The organism is Kitasatospora sp. NEAU-CNBT7 (genome assembly GCF_057220535.1).
Genome location: NZ_JBXQQB010000016.1, coordinates 85,175 through 103,963, shown reverse-complemented (window position 1 = coordinate 103,963; position 18,789 = coordinate 85,175). Strand labels below are relative to the sequence as shown.

The 18,789-nt window shown below is 75.0% G+C and carries 12 protein-coding genes; 6 read left to right on the top strand and 6 right to left on the bottom strand.

The window, feature by feature from the left end:
• Positions 1-111: 111 nt before the first annotated feature.
• Positions 112-2,562 (top strand): RICIN domain-containing protein, encoded by a 2,451-nt coding sequence (locus AC2TEW_RS21475; RefSeq protein WP_484624950.1) that lies wholly within the window; start codon positions 112-114, stop codon positions 2,560-2,562.
• A 78-nt stretch (positions 2,563-2,640) separates the two neighbouring features.
• Here AC2TEW_RS21475 and AC2TEW_RS21470 read toward each other — a convergent pair whose 3' ends face one another.
• Entirely contained in the window at positions 2,641-4,446 is a 1,806-nt protein-coding gene (locus AC2TEW_RS21470) for a ricin-type beta-trefoil lectin domain protein (RefSeq protein ID WP_484624949.1), read from the bottom strand.
• Between the two features lie 186 nt (positions 4,447-4,632).
• Between AC2TEW_RS21470 and AC2TEW_RS21465 the strand changes: the two genes are divergently transcribed.
• Positions 4,633-6,462, top strand: coding sequence for a glycoside hydrolase family 15 protein (locus tag AC2TEW_RS21465; protein WP_484624948.1), 1,830 nt, complete (start codon positions 4,633-4,635; stop codon positions 6,460-6,462).
• A 132-nt stretch (positions 6,463-6,594) separates the two neighbouring features.
• On the opposite strand, the gene AC2TEW_RS21460 is transcribed toward AC2TEW_RS21465, so the two are convergent.
• Positions 6,595-7,839: an MFS transporter gene (locus AC2TEW_RS21460; RefSeq protein ID WP_484624947.1), complete on the bottom strand. Its 1,245-nt coding sequence runs from the start codon at positions 7,837-7,839 to the stop codon at positions 6,595-6,597.
• A 142-nt stretch (positions 7,840-7,981) separates the two neighbouring features.
• On the opposite strand from AC2TEW_RS21460, the gene AC2TEW_RS21455 reads away from it, so the two are divergent.
• The gene (locus tag AC2TEW_RS21455; protein ID WP_484624946.1) at positions 7,982-9,442 is read left to right on the top strand and encodes an NAD(P)/FAD-dependent oxidoreductase; all 1,461 of its coding nucleotides are present in this window, start codon (positions 7,982-7,984) and stop codon (positions 9,440-9,442) included.
• Between the two features lie 101 nt (positions 9,443-9,543).
• On the opposite strand, the gene AC2TEW_RS21450 is transcribed toward AC2TEW_RS21455, so the two are convergent.
• The gene (locus tag AC2TEW_RS21450) at positions 9,544-12,744 is read right to left on the bottom strand and encodes a M28 family peptidase (protein ID WP_484624945.1); all 3,201 of its coding nucleotides are present in this window, start codon (positions 12,742-12,744) and stop codon (positions 9,544-9,546) included.
• 343 nt (positions 12,745-13,087) lie between these two features.
• Here AC2TEW_RS21450 and AC2TEW_RS21445 point away from each other — a divergent pair, with 343 nt between their 5' ends.
• On the top strand, positions 13,088-14,512 hold the full coding sequence (locus AC2TEW_RS21445; RefSeq protein ID WP_484624944.1) for an NsdA family TPR-like regulatory protein: 1,425 nt from the start codon (positions 13,088-13,090) through the stop codon (positions 14,510-14,512).
• 197 nt (positions 14,513-14,709) lie between these two features.
• Complete coding sequence (locus tag AC2TEW_RS21440; protein WP_484624943.1) at positions 14,710-15,426, top strand: hypothetical protein; 717 nt, start codon at positions 14,710-14,712, stop codon at positions 15,424-15,426.
• 46 nt (positions 15,427-15,472) lie between these two features.
• Here the strand turns inward: AC2TEW_RS21440 and AC2TEW_RS21435 are convergent, their stop codons facing one another.
• The 3 genes from AC2TEW_RS21435 to AC2TEW_RS21425 form a co-directional block, all read right to left on the bottom strand.
• Complete coding sequence (locus tag AC2TEW_RS21435) at positions 15,473-16,015, bottom strand: universal stress protein (protein WP_484624942.1); 543 nt, start codon at positions 16,013-16,015, stop codon at positions 15,473-15,475.
• 2 nt (positions 16,016-16,017) lie between these two features.
• The gene (locus tag AC2TEW_RS21430) at positions 16,018-17,277 is read right to left on the bottom strand and encodes an SLC13 family permease (RefSeq protein ID WP_484625019.1); all 1,260 of its coding nucleotides are present in this window, start codon (positions 17,275-17,277) and stop codon (positions 16,018-16,020) included.
• Positions 17,278-17,481: 204 nt separating this feature from the next.
• Positions 17,482-18,282, bottom strand: coding sequence for an alpha/beta fold hydrolase (locus AC2TEW_RS21425; protein WP_484624941.1), 801 nt, complete (start codon positions 18,280-18,282; stop codon positions 17,482-17,484).
• Between the two features lie 62 nt (positions 18,283-18,344).
• On the opposite strand from AC2TEW_RS21425, the gene AC2TEW_RS21420 reads away from it, so the two are divergent.
• Positions 18,345-18,764 (top strand): MarR family winged helix-turn-helix transcriptional regulator, encoded by a 420-nt coding sequence (locus tag AC2TEW_RS21420; protein ID WP_484624940.1) that lies wholly within the window; start codon positions 18,345-18,347, stop codon positions 18,762-18,764.
• The last annotated feature ends 25 nt before the right edge of the window (positions 18,765-18,789 follow it).

Here is an 18,789-nt window from a genome sequence, read left to right as displayed (position 1 = left end):
TTCACACAAAATCGAGCAGCTTGAAACATCAAGCCCCACGGCGTGCGCGTACGCCCCCTCCCTCGCCCACGCCGCCCCCCACCACGGCGCGTTGCCCCAGAAGGAGTCCCCGTGTCCTCTCCTCCGCGTAGAGCGTTCGCCGCAGCCCTCGCGGCGGCCGTCCTGACCCTGGCCGGCCCGGTGGCCGCGCCGGCCTCCGCGACGCCGCCCACCGGCGGATACACCGTCACCGTCGGGTCGCCGGTCCCGTACCCGCACCCGACCGACACCCAGGCGACCCCGTACCTCGACAAGGACGGGACGTTCTACTTCCAGCAGTCCGCCGCCCTGTACGGCTCGACCGAACCCCGGTACTGGGACTTCTTCACGGGGACGGACTTCGACAGCGCCACCCGGTCGAGTGCGATCAGCAACGCGGTGAACCCCGCCAACCCCGCGGACAGGAACAACGACACCACCTGGCGGTGCAACAACAGCCCCACCGGCCTGGGGGCGACCGCCGCCCCGGCCGGATCCGGCTACTCCCAGAAGAACTTCTGCGACCTCGCCGGGGTCTGGGTCGACCCGGACACCGGCGACTGGTACGGGCTGGTGCACAACGAGTTCACCCCGCAACCCTTCGGGGACGGCCTGCACTTCGACGCGATCGACTACGCCGTCTCCACCGACCAGGGCCGGACCTGGACCATCAGGAACCACGTCATCACGTCGCCGTACAGCACCGCGCGCGGTGACACCGCCGCGTTCCCGAACCAGACGTACTCCTACGGCGACGGCGACCAGCGGCTGTACGCGGACACCGCGTCCGGGTACTTCTACGTCTACTACGGCTCGCGGATCGTCGACAAGAGCGGTGGCTGGAAGGCCTTCTACGAGCACGTGGCCCGCGCGCCGATGTCCGCGAAGATGGCGCCCGGCTCCTGGCAGAAGTGGTACAACGGCGCCTGGAGCCAGCCAGGGACGGGCGGCCTGGAGAGCAACATGGTGCCGGTCGACGCGGGCAGCACCACCGGCTACACGCCGGTGGCCGGCGAGTACAACCCGGCCAACACCGGCACCGCCGCCCAGCAGATCGCGGCGGGCACGATGCCCGCGACCTCGCCGCTGTTCGTCATGGACATCACCTACAACGCCTACCTCGGGCTGTACATCGGCGAACCCCAGGCCGTGAACCAGAGCGGGAACGAACCCCAGCACCTCTACGCCACCGACGACCTCAACACCCAGAAGTGGTACCCGATCGGCGACACCGGCGGCTACCACACCGCCTCCTGGTACCGCTGGTTCCTCGACAGCGCCAACCGGACCAGCTCCGCCATCGTCGGCAAGTCCTTCCGCTCCTACTGCTCGTTCGGCTGCTCGAACGGCGCCTCCGGCGAATACGTCGACCTCACCGTCACCTCCGCCGCCCCGGCCGCGCCGCCGGTCGACCAGACCAAGGCCTACCGGATCTCCGGCGGCGGCCGCGTCCTCGCCCAGGTCTCCGGCGGCTCCGCCACCACCTCGGTGCCGGCCGCCACCGGATCCGCCCTGGAGTCCTGGGTGTTCGCCGCCAACGGCGACGGCTCCTACCGGATCGTCAACTCCGCCACCGGCCGGCTGCTCGGGGTCGACGCCACCACCACCGCGGGCCGCGCCTGGGGCGCCAAGCCCACCGTCACCGCCGCCGGGACGGGCGGCCCGAGCGTCGGCCAGCAGTGGTTCGTGATCCCCGGCGGGGGCGGCAACCGGCTGGTCAACCGCTACAGCGGTCTGGTGATCGGCCTGTCCGCGGACTCCGCCCGGCCCGCCGAGACCACCCCCGCCCGCAGCTGGACCGACACGACCGGCAACGCCGTAGGCGGCGCGCGCACCGCCGCCGAGCAGACCCTCACCCTGACCCCCGTCGGCGCGGCCCCGGAGACCGTCACCGTCACCGACCCCGGCAACCGCTCCGGCAAGGTGAACGTCGCGGTCTCGCTCCAGATCGCCGCCGCAGACTCGGCGGGCAAGCCGCTCACCTACTCCGCCACCGGCCTTCCCGCCGGCCTGGCGATCAGCGCCGCCGGCCTGATCTCCGGCACCCCCACCACCGCCGGCAGCTCCACCGTCACGGTCACCGCCTCCTCGGGCACCGCCACCGGCACGACGACCTTCACCTGGGCCGTCAACCCCGTGCTCAGCGGCACCCACACCCTGACGGCCGCCGGCAAGGCGCTCGACGACCCCGACCACTCGACCGGCGCCGGCACCCAGCTCATCACCTGGACCCCCAACGGGGGCACCAACCAGAACTGGGTCTTCACCGCGCAGGCCGACGGCAGCTACCAGATCACCAACGGCCTCTCCCACCTGTGCATGGACGTCAGCGGCGGCTCCACCGCCCCCGGCGGCCAGGTCATCCAGTGGACCTGCACCGGGGGAACCAACCAGCGCTGGCTGGTCACCGCCACCACCGGCGGCTACAAGATCACCTCGCAGCGCAGCGGCCTGCTGCTCACCACCGCGTCCGCCACCGACGGCGCCGTGGTGACCCAGCAGGCCGACACCGGCTCCGCGCTGCAGCGCTGGACGGTCGGCTGACGGTCCGCTCAGGCACGACGCCCGGTACCCCGGCCCCCCGGGCCGCGGTACCGGGCGTCGCGCTCCCGGGGGTGGGTACTACGGCGCCGGCGGGACGGCGAAGGGCGCGCTCCAGGTCTGGTTGGGCTGGTAGCTGCCGCAGGCGTAGGTGGCGACCGCGGCGTTCATGTCGGTGAGCGACCCGCCCGCGATGTCGGCGCACCTGCCGTCCGCCTTGAGCTGCCCGGCCCGGGTGTAGGTCCAGATCTGCCTGGGGTCGGTGCCGCTGCAGGTGCGCAGCCTGAGGCCGGTGGTCTCACCGGAGACGCACAGGCCCGGTGCGGCGAGCGAGGAGATCAGGCCGTCGGAGCGGCGCTGCCACTGCTGGTTGCCGTTGCCGGTGCAGGTGTAGAGGCCGACGGTCGCACCGGCGGTGGCGCCCCCGTAGGCGTCCAGGCAGTACGCGAAGGCCTGGAACCCGGACTGGGCGGCCTGGATCTGGCCGACCGGCACGGCGCCGCCGCAACTGCCGGGGGCGATGGTGTACATCGCGTTGTCGTGGGCGCCGACGGTGGCGGTGATCGATCCGGTCACCGCGGTGGTGGTGTGGCTCCACAGGTCCTTGGCCGTGCGGGTGCAGCCGAGGTTGCCGAAGCCCACCCGGGCCAGGTCCAGGGTGTAACTGGTCGCCGAGGCGTTCTTGTTGAGGACGACGACCGCGCGCGAGCCGTCGGCGAGCGGCTTGACGACCACGTCGACGCCGGAGGAGTTGGCGGCGCCCTGGCGGGAGGCGAGGTAGCCGCCGGCGGTGGTGTCCTGGTCGACGGCGATGATGTCGGCGTTCTTGAGGATGCTCAGCTGGGACGCGTAGCCGGCCGGGTCGGCGGCCATCTTCCGGACGTCGGTGCTCACCATCAGGGGTGAGCCCATCGCCGACCACAGGGCGAACTGGCTGCGCTGCTCGGCCGGGGTGAGCTGGTTGTTGTCGCCGATCAGCAGCATGTCGGCGTCGTTGTGGTTGCCGGAGCCGTTGTAGCGGGCCAGCGCGACGGTGTCGGCGAAGTTCTGCAGCACCCCGCCCTCGTACCAGTCGGCGCCGTGCGGGGAGTCCCAGGCGGAGGCGACCGGGGTGGTGTTGTGCCAGACGCTGATGTCGGGGCTGACCCGCCACATCTGGCCCAGGGTGCGGACCCAGTCCATCGCCTGGTACTTGGTGGCGGAGGCGGGGCCGGCTCCGGCCGGCGCGGACTCGTTGAACAGGATCTTGCGCGGGTTCGAGGCGGTCGCCGCCTTCAGGGCGGCCGCCGTGGTGGTGAACTCCGACCGGCGGTTGGTCCAGTCGGTACCGCAGTTGTCCAGCTTGAGCGAGTCCGCACCCCAGTACGCGAGCGAGGTGGCGTCGGCCTGCTCGTGGCCCATCACCCCGCCCGGCACGCCCTGGCAGGTGTTGACGCCGGAGGTGCTGTAGAGGCCGACCTGCATGCCCTGGGCGTGGACGTATGCGGCGTAGTCGGTCAGCTCCCAGTCGAAGCCGGGCTGGCTGCTGCCGCCCCAGCCGGCCGCGCCGTGCAGGTACCCGGCGCCGGTGCGCTGCATCCAGCAGTCGTCGACCGTGAGGTTGGTGTAGCCCGCCGCGACCAGGCCGGTGTCCTTCATCGCCTTGGCCTGGTCCTGCATGAACTGCTGGAAGGAGTAGCCGTCGCGGGTGCCGTCGAGGCGGGCCTGGGCGGCGCAGGTGAAGCGCGCCCAGTTGTTGAAGCCCATCATCGGCCGGTCGCCGATCGGGGTGTCGGTGTTCGCGGCGACGGTGTCCGCGACGGCCGCGGTGGGTGCCGTGGCCGCCAGCGCGGCGGCGGCGATGACGGCCGCGGACCCGAGTCCGGCCAGCCGCTGGTTCCATCTCATGGGGTGCTCCGATGTGGGAGGAGATGACTCGAACTGCTCATTGGGGGGTTGCTTCGAGCAATTTCGAGCAAACGCTCGCAGTCGCCGTGCCCGCAGTCAAGGGGTCGCCACCGAATAGGCCCTGCGGAGCCGGGGCGGGCGGCGCACAATCGAGAGGGGCCCGCGGTCCGGTCGGAGGTGCCCGGTGTGAGCGACTCACCGATCTCGGACTACGCGCTGCTGTCCGACTGCCGGACCGCCGCGCTGGTCAGCTCCGGCGGCTCGGTCGACTGGCTGTGCCTGCCGTCCTTCGACGACCGGTCGGTGCTCGGGCGCCTGCTCGACCCGCAGGCCGGCCACTGGTCGATCCGCCCGGCCGGCGACGCCACCACCACCCGGCGGTACCTGGACCGCACGATGGTGCTGCGCACCGAGTTCCGCACGCCCACCGGCACCCTGGTACTCACCGACGCGCTCGCCCTCGGCCTCGACCGGCGCGGGCACGACCTCGGCAAGGACGCCCCGCACCTGCTGCTCAGGGTCGCGGAGTGCACCGAAGGCACGGTCGAGGTGGCCGTGGAGTTCGCCCCGAGACCCGAGTACGGCCGGATCCGGCCGCTGCTGATCCCGGTCGACGGCGGGCTGCGCTGCCACGGCGGCCCGGACACGCTCGGGCTCTCCTCGCCGGTACCGTTCGAGCTCGCCGACGGCGCCCGCACCCGGCTGCTGCTGCGCGGCGGCGAACGGGCGGCCTTCGCCCTCCAGCACGCCCATGCCGGCGGCGAACCACACCTGTGGCCGCAGAACGGGATCGAGGCGCACCTCGACGACACCGTCACCGCCTGGCGCTCCTGGTCCGACCTGCACCAGGCCTACCAGGGCCCCTGGCGGGACCTGGTCCACCACAGCGGGCGGGTGCTGCAGGCCCTCACCTTCCAGCCGACCGGGGCGATCGTCGCGGCCCCGACCACCTCGCTGCCCGAGGCGGTCGGCGGCGTCCGCAACTGGGACTACCGCTTCACCTGGGTGCGCGACGCCTCCTTCACCCTGGACGCGCTCTGGGTGGCGGCCTGCCCGGACGAGGCGCAGGCGTTCTTCGGCTGGATGGCGCAGGCCGCCGCCAACGCCCCCGGGCACGGCCAGGACCTGCAGATCATGTTCGGCATCCGCGGCGAACGCGAGCTGACCGAACGCGAACTGGACCACCTCTCCGGCTGGCGCGGCAGCCGCCCGGTACGGGTCGGCAACGCCGCCTGGCAGCAGCGCCAACTCGACGTCTACGGCGAACTGCTGGGCGCCGCGCACCGGCTCCGCGACCAGCTCGGCGGCCTGGACCGGCCCACCAAGCAGTTCCTCGCGGGCCTGGCCGACGCCGCCGCCGACCGGTGGGCCGAACCCGACCAGGGCATCTGGGAGGTCCGCAGCGGGCCGCAGCACTTCGTCTACTCCAAGCTGATGTGCTGGGTGGCGCTGGACCGGGCGATCGACCTGGCACCCGACCTGGAGGCCACCGACCGGATCCCGGCCTGGGCCACCGCCCGGGCGGAGATCCGGGCCGCCATCGAGCAGCAGGGCTGGAACGAACGGGTGGGCGCCTACACCCAGGCCTTCGGCTCGGACCAGCTCGACGCCTCGGTGCTGGTGATGCCCGTGGTCGGCTTCACCCCCGCGGGATCGCCCCGGATGCGGGCCACCATCGACGCCGTCCGCGAACGGCTCACCAGCCCGGCCGGCCTGGTCTTCCGCTACCTCACCACCGACGACGGCCTCCCCGGCGACGAGGGCACCTTCCTGCTGTGCACCTTCTGGCTGGCGCAGGCCCTGGCCCTGGCGGGCGAGACCGAGGCCGCCCGGAGCTACTTCGAACGGGCGGCCGGCGCGGTCAACGACGTCGGCCTGCTCGCCGAGGAGATCGACCCGGACACCGGCGAGGTCCTGGGCAACTTCCCGCAGGCCTTCAGCCACATCGGCCTGGTCAACGCGGCCTGGCTGATCGCAGAGGCGGAGGCCGGCCACGCGGGGCGCCCGCAGTGGTGACCGCCGCGGTGGTGACGGCCGCGACGGTCACCGAGGCCACCCGCGCCCGCTGGTGGAACGAGGACACCCGGCACCGCCGTAGCCGCCGGTCCCGGAGCCGCGGCGGACCGGGCCGGTGACCGGCGCCGCCCCTCAGCCGCTCCGGGTGCCCCGCAGCGAGGCCGAGGCCAGCCCGGACGCTCCCGCGGCCAGGACGGCCGCCGCGCACACGGCGGTCGCGGTGGCGGCCCCCGCGCCGTCCGCGAGCGGGCCGAGAAGGGCGTTCGCCAGCACCAGGGCGAGGCTCTGCACGAGCGTCAACAGGGCCTGGATCCTGGACAGATGGGTCTCCGGGGCGCCGTTCAGGACCAGCGGGCCCAGGTGGCACGCGAACATCCCGGACCCCGCGCCGACCGCCACCGCGCCGCCCACCGCCACCGGCGCGACCGGGGCCACCGCGAGCAGCGCGATGCCGGGCGCCGCCGCGACCAGGCCGAGGGCGGCGCCCACGCCGATCCGCCGCAGCGGCCCCCGGCGGGCCACCAGCAGGGCCACCGCGACCACCCCGAGGCTCTGCCCGCCGGCGATCGCGCCCGCGACGGCCGGACCCCAGCCCTGCTGACGGGCCAGCAGCGGGCCGAGCAGCGACACCACCGGCAGCAGGCCGCCGGCCGCGGCCGCCGTGAGCAGCAGCGCGGGCCTGAGCACCGGGTCCGCCAGGGCGTGCCGTACCGTGCCGGCGGTCCCGCCGCGCGGACCTGCGCCGGGTGCGGTGGAGACGGCCGCCGGGGCCGGGCGGATCCGCACCAGCACGGCCAGCACCAGCGCGAAGGTCGCCGCGTCGGCGAGCGCCGCGCCGCGCAGCCCGGAGGCGGTGACCAGGACCGCGCCCAGCGGTGCGCCGAGCAGCGCGGCGGCCTGGCCGGCCGCCTGCCGTACCGCCAGTGCCCGGGGGAGCTGGTCGCCGCCGACCAGGCGGCGCGGCATCGATCCGGCGGCGGGCAGGTGGAACGCGTCGACCGTCCCGGTCACGGCGGCGATCAGGACCAGGAGCCAGGGGGCGGCGGCCGGCCGGTCCAGGGTCGCGGCGAGTGCCAGGGTGGCCGCCAGCAGCACCGCGTCACCGGCGATCAGCACCCGGCGGGCGCCGAACCGGTCGGCGACGGCGCCGCCCGGCAGGAGCAGCAGGGTCCGGGGCACGGTCACGGCGGTCAGCACCAGCGCCGCCGTCCGCCCGCCGTGCGCGGCGGCGGCCCAGCCGAGCGCGAACGACAGGACGGCGTCGCCGAGGACGGAGACCTGGGCGCCGGCCAGCCAGTACAGGTAGCCGCGGGGCAGCGGCGGACGGGAGCGGGCCGTCGGCGACGCCAGGGTGCGGGAGGCGGAGGGGGAGGACATGACGGCCGACCGTAGGGCCCTCGACCTGGTCGAGGGCAAACCGTACGCGGCACCCCGACGGGCCGACCGGAGCCGACAAGCCGACGACAATCGAACGTCAAGCCGCCCGGTGCACACTCGTCCCGGGACGAGGAGAGGCACCATGGGGAACGACAGAACCGCAGGAACGGGTCACGCGGTGATCGCCGGCGCGGGTATCGCCGGGCTGCTGGCCGCCAGGGTGCTGGCCGGCCCGTACGCGCGGGTCACGGTGGTCGAACGGGACGCGCTGCCGACGGGCGCCGGGCCGCGGCGCGGGGTGCCGCAGGGCCACCACGCGCACGGGCTGCTGGCGAAGGGGTTCGAGCTGCTGGAGGAGCTGTTCCCCGGGCTCACGCAGGACCTGGTGGCCGAGGGCGCCCTGGTCCGCGACGCCCAGGCCGACGTGCGCTGGTTCAACGACGGCCACCTGCTCAAGCCCGCCGCGGGGGAGCTGCCCTGTCTGCTGGTCAGCCGCCCGGGCCTCGAACGGTACCTGCGCTCCCGGGTCGCCGCGCTGCCCGGCGTGGAGCTCCACGACCGCTGCGAGGTCCTGGAACCCGTCGCGGACCACACCGGCGGGCGGATCACCGGCGTCCGGGTCCTGCGGGTCAACTCCGAGCCGCGGCTGCTGGATTCGGACCTGTTCGTGGACGCCACCGGGCGCGGCAACCGCGGGGTCACCTGGCTGCGCGCGCTGGGCTACGGCAGCGCGCCGCAGGAGCGGGTGGACCCCGGGCTGGTGTACGTCTCCCGCGAGTACCGGCGCCGCCCGGACGACGCGCCGGCCGACGCGTACGTGGTCGGCGCCTCGGCGTCCGCGCCGCGCGGCGGGGTGGCGCTGAGCGCCGAGGGCGACCGCTGGCTGGTCACCCTGTTCGGCATGGGCGCCGACCGCCCGCCGGTCGACCCGGACGGCTACCACCGGTTCGCCGCGCGGCTGCCGGTGCCCGATCTGCACCGGCTGCTGGAGCGGCTGGAGCCGCTGGGCCCGCCGCGGGCGCTGCGCATCCCGGTCGCGGTCCGCCGCCACTACGAGCGGCTGACCCGCTTCCCGGAGGGCTACCTGGTGACCGGCGACGCGCTCTGCCAGTTCAACCCCTCGTACGGGCAGGGCATGACGGTCGCGGCCGGCGAGGCGGCGGCGCTGCGCGACTGCCTGGCCGAGGACGCGGGCGAGGGCCTCGCCGGGCGGTTCTTCCGCCGCGCCGCGCGGATCACCGACGTCCCGTGGGACCTGTCGGTCGGCGGCGACCTACGGTTCCCGGCCGTCGCGGGCCGCCGCACCCCGCGGGTGCGGGCGCTCAACCGGTACGTCGCGCGGCTGCACCGGGCCGCGGCGGTGGACCCGGTGGTCGGGCGGGCCTTCCTCGCCGTCGCCCACCTGCAGGAGCCGCCGCAGCGGCTGTTCGCCCGGGATGTGCTGGCGGGCGTGGCGCGGGGCGGCACGGTACGCGGCGGTGCGGTGCGCGGCCTGCTGCGGCCGCGCCCGGCCGGGGAGGTGGCGCGGGCGCGGACCGCAGCGCCGGCGCCGGCGGCAGACCCCGCCGCCGGCGACCGGCCGAGGACGACGGCGGCCTCCTGACCCCAGGAGACCGCCGCCGCCGGGCGGCCCGGTCGCGGCCCTTCCCTGGCCGTGCCGCGACCGGACCGCGGTACTCGGGTGCTCGGCTGCTCAGGCGGCCGTCAGATCACCTGCCACAGGGCCGGCACGTTCGGCGGCTCCCAGCCGACCTGGGCCTGGTGGCCCTGCCAGCAGCGGTAGCGCACCCCGTTGTAGGTGACGATGTCCCCGGCCTGGTACACGGTGCCCGCCGCCCAACTGGTCCCGCCGCCACCGCCGCCGACCACCAGCGAGAAGGTGGTGCTGTGGGTGGCGCTGCCGGCGCCGGTCACGGTGATGGTGTAGGTCCCGGGCGCGGTCGAGGCGCCCACCGCGACGGTCATCGCCGAGGACGAACCGGACTGCACCGAGGCCGGGTCGAACGACACCGTGACGCCGGCCGGCTGACCGGAGGCGCTCAGCGCGACGCCCTGCGCGGCGCCCGAGGTGACGGCGGTGGACACCGTCGCGGAGACCGAGGCGCCCGGCGCGGCGGTCCCGGTCGCCGGGTTCACCGCGAGCGAGAAGTCGTCGGCGGGCGCGGTCCCGCCGACCGAGGTCTTCCACAGCGTGTACGCGACGCCGTCGGCGCTGCGGTCCAGCGCGGTGGTGCCGATGTTGGCCGTGGTGTCGCAGGACTGGTGGTAGCAGGAGTCGTACGCCCGGTTGGCCGTGCCGCCCCACTTCGCCGCCTGGGCCGAGGACTTGACCGCACTGGCGCCCGCCGCGTAGCCGGAGGTCGGGATGCCGGCCTGCTGGAACGAGTAGTCGTCGGACCGGCCCTGGCCCTCGACGTTCTCCTCCGGCTGCAGGTTCAGCGAGTCCCAGTACGCCTTCATCGGCGCCGAGGCCGCCGAGTTGAGGTTGTTGATGAAGTACCCGGCGTTGGGCGAGCCGACCATGTCGAAGTTGTAGTACGCCTTGACGGCGCTGCGCTGCGCCGAAGTGAGCTGTCCGACGTAGGAGTTGGAGCCCTGGAGGCCCTGTTCCTCACCGGTCCACCAGGCGAACCGGACGTGCCGGGTCAGGGTCGGGTTCTGCTGGGCCAGGGTGAGCGCGTTCTCCAGCAGGACGGCCGAGCCGGAGCCGTTGTCGTTGATGCCGGGCCCGGCGGCGACGCTGTCCAGGTGGGCGCCGAACATGGTGACCTGGTCGGCGGGGCCGCCCGGCCAGTCGGCGATCAGGTTGTTGGAGGCGTAGGTGCAGGAGGTGCAGGCCTGCTCGCTGACGGTGTACCCGGCGGCCTGGAGCTTGGACTTGAGGTAGGCGACGGACTGGGTGTGCCCGGCGCTGCCGGCCCGCCGGTTGCCGCCGTTCTGGGTGGCGATGGTGTTCAGCTGGGTCAGGTGGGCCTGGACGTTGGCGACGCTGATGTCGGGCGCGCCGCCGCCGGGGTTGCCGCCGCCGACCGTCAGGGTGTACTGCGCGGTGTGGGTGGCGGGGCCGGTGCCGGTGACGGTCAGGACGTAGCTGCCGGGTGCGGCGGTGGCGGAGGCGGAGACGTTCAGCGCCGCGGTGGATCCGGCCTGGACGGAGGACGGGCTGACCGAGGCGGTGACGCCGGCCGGGGTGCCGGTCACGGCCAGGCCGACGGTCTGGGCGGTGCCGGAGGTGACCGCGGTGGTCACCGTGGCGCTGGTGGCGGCGCCGGGCTGGACGGATCCGGCGGCCGGGGAGAGCGCCAGCGAGTAGTCGTTGCTGCCGGAGGGCGTGCAGGTGGGCTCACCGCTCTGGGCGGGCATGCTGACCGCGTCCCAGGCCGCCTTCGTGCGGTTGAAGAAGGTGCAGCTGGTGTCCAGGCTCTTGGCGGCGGTCAGGGTGGTGACCCGGTACTTCTTGTAGGTCATGCCGCTGGTCTTGAGCAGCATCCCGCCGTAGAAGATCCGTCCGGCGTCCTTGATGCCCACACCGGTGACCGTGGAACTGTTGCAGGTCGGGCTGGCGGGCTTGCCGCCGCCCGGGTTCGAGCCCTCGGCGAGCAGGTAGAACCAGTGGTTCAGCGGGCCCGCCGCGGCGTGCACCTCGGTGCTCGGGATCGAGGAGGAGTAGCAGTTGGGGTTGTTGCCGACCAGTGAGGGGTTGTACATGTTGCGGATCGGCCCGCTGCCGACCAGGTTGATCATCTCGCCGACCGTGTAGTCCGGGCTGTCGTACGGGGCCGGCTCGTTGGCGTACGCCTCGGTGAGCGCGCCGAAGATGTCGCCGGTGCCCTCGCCGAGGCCGTTCTCGTTGTTGGCGCCGCCCGGGGTGTACTGGTCGATGCCGTGGCCGAACTCGTGGCCGACCACGTCGATCGCGGCGATCCACTCGTTGGCGTTGTTGTGGCCGATGGAGACGGAACTGCCGTCCCAGTAGGCGTTGACGTCGCTCAGGCCGACCTTGACCGGCCAGCTGCCGCCGGTGCCGTTGTGGCCGTTGCGGCCCAGCCAGTCGCGGAGCATGTCCCACTCCTTCTGCGCCGCGAACATCACGTCGGCGCAGCCGGTCTCCTTGGCCGTCGGGTTGCCGGTGCCCCAGGAGTCCGAGGACTTGGAGAACACCTGGCCGGTGCTGTAGTCGGCGCAGCTCAGGCCGGGCCGGGCGGGGTCGCGCAGCGAGTACGAGCCGCCGGAGCCGGTGGTGCTGATGGTCACCGGGGCGGGGCCGTTCCATTTGCTGTTGGCGGTGCCGGCCTCGACGTCGTCGTAGCTGTCGATCACCTCACCGGAGTTGGCGTCGACGAAGACGTGCAGGTGGCTGGGGGCGGTGGCGGTCCGGCCGGTCAGTACGGTCTCCCAGGCCAGCCGGGAGGTGTCGTCCTTGACCCGGACCACCAGGCGCTGCGGGTCCACGCCGGTGACGGTCGCCAGCCGGGCGCGGGCCGCCGCCTCGGCCCGGGCGGCGGTCACCCGGGCGGTGGTCGGGACGCCGACCGGTCCGGTGGCCGCGGACTGCAGGCCGCGGATCCGGCCCTGCCCGTCGGCGATGACCACGGCGTCGCCCCCGACCACCGGCAGGCCGCGGTAGGTGCGTTCGTAGGCCACCGAGTACATGCCGTCGACCCACGGGGTCACCGCGTGCCGCTCGTAGGTCTCGTCCGGGCCCTTGGCGAGTGCGTCCAGGCCGGCCGCGGCCGCCTGGTCGGCCGCCGACACGGCGGCGGCCAGCGCGCCCGGCGGCGGGGTGGGGGCGGGTCCGGCCGGGGCGGCGCCCGCCGTACCGGCGGTCGCGCCGGTCAGGCCGAGCAGGACGGCCAGGACGGTCCCGGCCGTCAACAGGCGTCCCTTGCTGGATGGATGTGGCATCGAGGCTCCTCGGAGGTGGGGGTCCTCGAACGCGGACGGGATCGCCGGGCAGGAGTGGCCGGTCCGGGGGTCTCCGCATTCGGGTGCCGGAACCCTCACATGACGTCATGCCACGGTCAATGGTCTGGTCCTGTCCGACAAAGCTTCGGCAAGTTCTGTCAAAGTCGACGTCAACAGCCCGCCCCGCCACAGTGGTTGAGACCACCTCATGTACGGCGGGGCCGCCGTCGAGTACCGTCTCGGACGGCGGCCGGCGTCCGACCCCTCGGTGGCGGTGGCCGGTGTCCGCCGAAGCGTCCGACCGAGCGTCCGCCGGGCGCCGGCACCCGGGGGAGGGCCGCCCGTGAACCCGCACCGCACCGACGGCCGCTGCGCCGATCCCTGGCGGGCCTTCGGCGCCCGGCTGCGCCAGTGGCGCCGACGGGCCGGGCTCACCCAGGCCCGCCTCGGCGCCGAGGTCGGCTACGACCACACCGCCATCAGCCGGCTGGAGAACGGCACCCGCCGGGCCACCCTCCACCTCGCGCACCGGCTCGACGGCCTGCTCGCGGCCGGCGGGGACCTGCTCGCCGCCTGCCGCGCCGCCGAGGACTGGGACCTCGGCGGTCCGCCACCACCACCCGGCTCGGTCCGCGCACCCCTGCCCGCCGCCGTCCCCACCCCCGGCCGACCACCGCAGCCGCCACCCCCCGACGGCCTGCCCGCCCGGCTGCCCGCCCACGGCCTGCTCTGCCCGCTGCACGGCGCCGCCGGCTGCGACGTCCCCCCGGCCGCGGAGACCGCCGCCCTGCACGCCGCGTTCTGCGCCGCCGAACCCGGCAGCCCGCAGGCGGTGGCCGAGGACACCCTGCACGCCCTCGCCGGACTGCTCGCCGTCCACCTGCGCACCGGCGAGGAGCACCGCCACCCCGGCACCGCCGCCGCCGTCGAGCACACCCTGCGCGCCCTCGCCCGGCACCTGGCCCTCACCCCGGGCCGCACCGGCCGCCCGCTCGCCCGGCTGGCCGCGGAGTACGCCCACGCGGCCGGCGGCCTCCGCCTCCAGCACGGCCGCAGCGCCACCGCGATGGCCTGCTTCGACCGGGCGCTGGCCTGGTCCGAACTGGCCGCCGACCCGGTCACCCAGGTCGCCGCCCTCGGCGACATGAGCACCCTCGCCCGGCTGGAGGGCGACGCCGCCTCCGCGCTCGGCTACGCCCGGGAGATCGGCCGGGCCGCCCCCGACCGCCACTGGGCCGGCGCCATCGCACAGGTCTACCAGGCCCGGGCGCACGCGCTCGGCGGCGACCTCCGCGAGACCGTACGGCACATCGGCCGGGCCCGGCTGCACCTCGACCATCTCGGCGCGGGCGAGGAGGCGGACGTGCCGTGGCTGTCGGAGGCGTCGATGCAGCTCCGGGTGGAGTCCGCGGCCGCCGCCGCACTGCGGGACGCCGCCGCCACCCTCGGCGACCGCCGGCTCGCACTGCGTGCGGCGGACGCCGCCCGCACCGCGCTACGACTGCTCGGCCCGCAGCAACTCCCCGCCACCCGCCTGCTGTTCACCCTGCGGATCGCCGACTGCCAGCTGTGCGCGCACGACCCGGACAGCGCCCTCGCGCTGCTCGGACCCGCACTGGAGGGCGTCGACGGCGAGGTACCGGCACTGGTCCGCCACGAACTCCGGGGCCTGGCCACCCGCCTGGCCGCACAACGCCGGCCCAGCCCGCAACTGGCCGCCGCCGCCCGCCTCACCGCCGCCCTCGCCCGCCACACCCCACCGGGCTGAACGCGGCGGCCCCGGCTGCGAGGGGCCCGTCGCGCGGCGCGGCAACGGGCCGCCGACCCCCCCGAGCAAATCCGCTGGCACCGCCGCCTCCGGATGACAAGACTGCACCGGTGAACACCCCGCCACTGCCGCCCGGCCCGCCCCCGCCCCCGGAACCCGATCCGCGAGCCGGCCATGTCGTTCTCGACCCTGCGGACATGGACGCCCTGGTGGCCGGCCTGATCGTGCCCGGCGAGGCGTCGATGTACGTCATGAGCGCGCTGGAGACGGCCCGTGAACTCATCCGGTACTCCTTCTACCGGTACGAGTTCGCCACCGTCGCGGTCACGCACTCCCTGGTCGCCCTGGAGCACGTCCTGGCCGGACGCCGGGCCGCCGACGGAGACCTCCGGGACCTCCTCGAGCGCGCCGCCCGAGAAGGACTCCTCCCGGCCGGAACCGCCGCCGAACTCGACCGCGGCCGACTGCTGCGCGACGGGCTCGCCCAGGGCACCGTGTCCAGTGCCGCCGTCGGCCCGGAACGCGCCATCGCCATGGTGGGGGCCGTCTTCGACGCCGTCTCCCTCCTCCTTCGCCCGCCGGTTGCGGACGTCGTCGACCCGGACGCATCGTCCGCCGACCGGCTCGCCCGGCTGTGGGAGGACCACCGGCGCGCCCCGTACCCCGACAGCTTCCGCGGGGTGGACATCGGGGGTGTGGATCTGGTCCTCCTCGACGCCGATGTCGCCGGGCTCGTCCAGCGGGAGCTGAACGGCGGGCTCGACAGCGAGGGCGTCGCCGCTCTCTGGGCTTGCATCGCCGAGCTCGACACGACCGTGCCCCGGATCAACTCGGCGTACTGCGCGTCGTATTTCGGGCGGCTCCGAACCGCGGCCGGACTCGCGGCAGGGCGCCACCTTCCCCCCGCGACCTGACCGCCGCGGCGTCGGCGCCGGATGCGGCGCGGTGGCAGACGGGTGCTCAGCCGCCGGGAGGTGGCGGGATGGTCGCGGTGGGGGGTGGCGGGCCCGGCCAGACCAGCAGGACCGGGCACGGGGCGTGGTCGACGACGAAGCGGGTGGCCGGGCCGAGGCTGTGCGGGCCGAGCCGGGAGCGGTCGCCGTCGCGGGCGAGCACCAGCAGGTCGAAGCCGTCGGCGGCGGCCACCACTTCGCGTTCGACGCGCCCGGTCCGCTCCACGGCCGTGCACGGCCGGGCCAGCCGCTCGGCCGCCGCGGCGAGGAGTTCCTGCGCGGTGGCGGCGGCCACCCGGTCGACGGCCGCAGCCGGGTCGCTGCCCCAGCCGTGGGCGTCCGGCCCCTCGGTGGTCCGGCTCTCGGCGGCCCGGCGGCCGCTCGGGTGGGCCCGGCCGAGCAGGCCGGCGAAGGCTCCGTGCGCGGTGGCGGAAACCTCGGTGCCGGTGACGTGCAGCAGCGTGGCCGCGGCGCGGTCCGGGGTGTGGGCGCGGGCGGCGTCCACCGTGGCGGGCCAGGTTCCTTCGGTGATCCAGACCAGGACTCGCACGGTCAGCCTCCCGGGAGCACAGTGAGCGACACCCACAGTGCTACCACGGACAGCACCAGCGCGGCGGGCACCGTGAGCAGCCCGAGCCGGGTGAACTCGCCCAGTCCGACATCGCTGTCGTGCTCGCGCACGATGCGCCGCCACAGCAGGGTGGCCAGGGAGCCGGCGTAGGTCAGGTTGGGGCCGATGTTGACGCCCAGCAGGACGGCCAGCACCGGGCCGGTCCCGCCCGGCGCCGCCAGCGGCAGCATGACCAGGACGGCCGGCAGGTTGTTGATCACGTTGGCCAGCACCGCGGCGAGCGCGGCCACCCCGAGCAGTGCCGGCAGCCCGCTGCCGCCGGGCACCAGGCGGGCGAGCGCGGAGCCGAGGCCGTTGTCGACCACCGCGCGCACCACCACGCCCAGTGCCAGGACGAACGCCAGGAACGGCAGCGCGGCCGAGCGGACCACCGCCACCGGGGTCGCGGTGCGCCGCAGCAGCGCCCGGACGGCGAGGGCGAGCGCGCCGGCCGCCGCCGCCCAGGCCGGGTCCACGCCCAGCGCGGAGGTGAGCACGAACCCGCCCAGCGTCGCCGCGACGGTGACCAGCGCGAACCGCGGCAGCGGCGGCACCGGCCCGGTCTGCGCGGGACCCGCGCCGGCGTCCAGGTCGGCGGCGAAGAAGCGGCGCAGCACCACGTACTCGACGCCGATCGCGGCCAGCCAGGGCAGCACCATCAGCCCGGCGAAGTGCACGAAGCCGACCCCGGCGGCCGCGAATGCCAGCAGGTTGGTCAGGTTGGAGACCGGCAGCAGCAGGGAGGCGGTGTTGGAGAGGTGGGTGCAGGCGTAGACGTGCGGTTTGGGCCGGGCCCCGAGCCGGGCCGCGGTGGCGAACACCACCGGGGTCAGCAGCACCACCGTCGCGTCCAGGCTCAGCACGGCCGTGATCACGGACGCCACGGCGAACACCTGGGCCAGCAGCCGCCGCGGGCGCCCGCGCGAGCGCCGCGCCATCCAGGCCCCGCACCAGGTGAACAGCCCCTCGTCGGCGCAGAGTTGGGCCAGTACCAGGACGGCCGCCAGGAAGCCGATCACCGGGCCCAGCCGCTCGGCCTCCGCGCGGGCGGCATCGGGCCCGATCGCGCCGGTGGCCAGCAGGATCCCGGCGGCCGGGACCGCCGCCACCGCCTCCGGCAGGCCCCACGGCCGGGCCACCGCGCACACCAGGACGACGACCAGCAGGACGGCCGACAACGCTTCCGCAGACCCCGCGCTCAGGACAGGCTCCTTCCGGGCAGTTCACACGACGACGGCGGCGCCCGAACCGGAGTCACCGCCCCCGGTATCCTGCCGCAGTGCGGGACCCCCGGCCGACACCGCCGTCCGGCTCGGCCCGCCCGCAGGCCCTGACGCCGTCTCCGGCCGCCGTTCCCGCCGCCGGTCGCTGCACCCCGGCCGCCACACGCCGTTCCCGGTCGCCGGTCAGGCGGCGGGAGCGGTCCCGTGGCCGGTGCGCGCGAGGAAGGCGTCGAGCGCGGCGAAGGTGGCCGCGGGCTGCTCGAGCTGCGGCAGGTGGCCCGCCTCGGGGATCACCACCAGGTGCCCGTCGGCGAAGGCCGCGGCGTACGCGGCGCCGTAGGCCGGGGTGACGATGCGGTCGCTCGCGCCCCAGATCAGCAGGGCGGGCCGGCCGACCCGCGCCAGTCGGGCGAGCAGCCCGGGGTCCTGCATGCCGGTGTCGCCCGCGAGGACCCGCAGGGTGCGCAGGTCGGCCTGGCGGGCGGCGAGCCGGTCGGCCGGGAGGGTCGCCGGGTCGAGGTACCCGCGGTCCGGGTCGTGCCAGGCGTACTCGGCGATGCCGCGGGCGTCGAGGGCGAAGAAGTCGCGGATCGGCTCGCCCTCGACCCGGACGCCCACGGCGTCGATCAGCACCAGGCCGCCGACGGCGCCGCCGGTGTCCCGGACGGCCATCTCGGCGGCGACCCAGCCCCCGAGCGAGGAGCCGACGAGGAGGACGTCGGTGAGGCCGCGCACCCGCAGCAGGTGCAGGTAGGCCTCGGCGAGGGCGCCGACATCCGCCAGCCGGTCCGGGCGGTGGGTGCCGTCCCAGCCGGGGTGGACCGGGGTGAGGGTGCGGGCCGTCCCGGCCAGGTGCGCGACCAGCGGCGCGACGGTGGCGCGGCCGCCGCCGCCGTGCAGGACGAGGACGGGCCGGCCGGTGCCGGCTTCGGAGAGGGTGACGGAGAGGTCGTCGGACAGGGCGACGGTGTGGTCGGTGAACATGACTCCACCATAACTAAAGATGCTTAGTTAAGCTAGTTTGGTCATGGCATAGACTTCGGTCCGTGCAAGGAGAGCTGCAAGTCCTCGGAAGAGCGGTCAAGCAGGCCCAGTACCGTCAGCACCGGGCGATGGAGACCGGCCTGGCGGCCGTGGGCACCACGCTGGCCCAATGGGACGCCCTGCGCGCGATCGGCCGGATGCCCGGCGCGTCCGCCCGGCACCTCGCCGCCGCGACCTTCCAGAGCGAACAGGCCTTCGGCACGCTGGCCGGCCGCCTGGTCGCCCAGGGCCTGGTCGACCGCCGGCCCGGCCACGGCCGCCGGATCGAGCACCACCTCACCGCCGAGGGCGAACGGACCCTGGAGGCCGGCCACCGGGTCGCCGACGAGGTGCTCGCCGACTGCTTCGCCGCCCTCTCCGCCGACGACCGCGCCACCCTGCTCGGACTGCTCCGGCGCCTGGTCGCCGACGACGACACCTGAGTGCGCCGGGCCGCCGCGGACGCCG